The following is a 2,519-nucleotide window of genomic DNA, read 5'->3' on the forward strand; positions in this document are numbered from 1 at the left end:
CTGGTGACGGCGATTAGCGGCCCAGAAAGCCTGCTTATAGTTGCGAATACCTTTAGAGTCATAAGTCTCCGTTTTAACCCCACCAGTTTCAGGTATTGTTATTGTTTCTTTAACGTTTGTTTTTGGGTCTATGTACGAGAATTTAAGACTATCGAACACCTGAGCATCGTTAAATGTCCTTGTCCATTTTTCAGAAGTACCGGCCTTGCTTCGGTGGGTGAACACCATCTCCGGGCCCATGCGAGGGCGTTCAAAATCAAGAAGGATATCCGCCCCTTTCCGATATGGGGTGCAGAATATAGCGTCAGCTATAGTACTAACTATGTCCTGCATAGTGGTTTTATAGTCATCGAACGTGTAGCAAAATTCCCCCGCTTGCTTGTCGCCGAAATAATCTTCAATCTCTTTCTGAACGGCAAGTAACTTGTCCATGTTTCGCACTGTCAGGTTTAAGCCACCCACATCTGGGTCACGTGCCAGGCGGATAAGAGATTGCACAGCCTGAGTATTAGGGGTCCTCGTGTCTTCGAAAACACCGTTACCAAGGTATTTGTATACCATTTCGGTGGCAATCATACGCAACTGCGGTTGCTTAACCTCCGCAGCGCGCGGTGTCTGCTTGCGCATCGAGTGTACGGTTGTTCTGTTGCCGTAGTGCGGGGTGTTATCTCGCGTCTGTCCATACAGGTTCACATACGTTATTTCATCGACTACAGACCCTTCAAAATTGAAGTCAAGGTCCGTAACCCTACGGGCCCTAACCCTTACACGAGATACAACCGGCAGATCGGCATAGATAGTGACTCCGTTGTAGTCCGGGGTGCGTCCGGACACGGTTCCTTGCGCAGTGTATATCGGCCCGTAAGGGGCACTATTTTCATCAAGTAACTGGTACTGTATCTCAGCGGTGACCGACGCCAGTGTTTTCGATTTGCCGTTGTCTTTATACATACCATTCGCGGCGGCGATATTGGCTACAATGCGCTCTACTTCGGTACGGTTTATTGAAACCCAATCGGTTAAAGTTTTCTCATACGTGTTGTCTGGTTGCAGCGAGGCCTCTCCGTCACCACGGAAAAAGGAACCCGGTCTTATTTCTTGCCACCTACCAATGAGACCGCCAGGTACTATAAAGGTAACAGTCCCTTCGGACACGCTGACTACCTGATACCCGCCGCCGGACAGGTCAACGTCTGTATTTGTCCACGCGGACACCAGCGAAAACGTGTCATTAGGCACCAGTACTCCAGAAAAATCCGAGCCGCCTGTTGGGTCGTATATAGTGCCAATGTTTCCTGACAAAGACGGATACCCTGACATGTAAGAGAAAGAAATACCCAGGCCGTTAGGTGCTTTCAGAACCACGCCGTCTACTTCGTTAGATTCTACGGTGATGTACAGGCCTTGCTCTATCGGGTCGCCAACCATGACCTGTGGTGTGGATGTATTATTTGGTGACGTATACGGCGCGTACACGGCAACCGACGTACCTGTTATATCTGATACACGGGTATCCCCGTCCGTTATACCGTCCGGGTGGATGTCGAGGTAGCCGCGCCCGGCGTCGTAGTAGCCGTACTCTACAATTTTACCAGCGGCGTTAAACACCTTATAAGTAGACATAAGGTTATTGGGTATTGTTTGTACCGTCCCGCAGATATCGTAGCTGCGCTCGTGCGGACGCGCCTTGTTGTTGCGGTCAGTAAGACTGTTGTTTGGGGAGTCTGCCTGCGAGTTCGCAAGGTTCGAGGACGCACCTTTCACGGACGGCGACAAGAGCTTCGCCAACGGTTTAAGAATAACGCTAAAAATCTTCATGACGCCTTTAATAGCGCCACCACCAGCGGATTCCACAATATGAAAAGTCGCGTCTTCTTTCAGTGCTTCGAAGTCTTCTGTTACGTCGTTATCTTCTCCAATTTCGTCAATGAAAACGCGAACCGGCACCCCGTCGGGAACGTGGTTCACGACGAAGTTCATCGGATTATCGCGATAACGTTTAACGTCAAATGTGCCGTCTTCGTTTCGTGTGTAGTGAATTACTAGCGCCAAAATTCAATCTCCGAATAAGTATCTTTAAGGTCTTCCAGACTATCCAGTCTAACCTGTCTGGACGCCAGCTCACAGTGGCTAACCATCCCTTCGTAATATACCCCAGCGTGCCACACTATCCGCCCTCGATGTTTCACACCGAGTAGAACGGCGTCAAAATTCTGCGGAGTAAGCACTCGCCTAAGACCTTTAGGGTCTGAATGGCCGTCATCGAAAGCTGCATCTATTGCCGTTGGGCTTGTTACATCGAACATTGGAGTTGATAACCCCGCGTCAGCCCGGACGTTGCGGACGTGGTGCCAACAATTACGGCGGCGGAAGTCATACGGCAGGCCAGTGTAATCGTTAATATTCACGATGTCAGTATCCCTCGAAGTAAAGGAATCTCCCCCGGCGTCATCAGGATTCCGGTAGCTCGTTGGTTAAGCATGGGTGTACCTGTTTCCGCTGTGAACACTCCTTTCTCT

General features: G+C 49.9%; 1 protein-coding gene. It reads right to left on the reverse strand.

Going from position 1 to position 2,519, the window contains the following annotated elements; translation table 11 throughout:
• Window positions 1-2,052, reverse strand: a 2,052-nt coding sequence (locus tag H9Y05_RS16095; protein ID WP_216714889.1) for a host specificity factor TipJ family phage tail protein, incomplete at its 3' end; no start/stop codon positions are given.
• Window positions 2,053-2,519 lie beyond the last annotated feature (467 nt).

It is taken from the genome of Taishania pollutisoli, from assembly GCF_014518315.1.
GTDB lineage: Bacteria > Bacteroidota > Bacteroidia > Flavobacteriales_D > Crocinitomicaceae > Taishania > Taishania pollutisoli.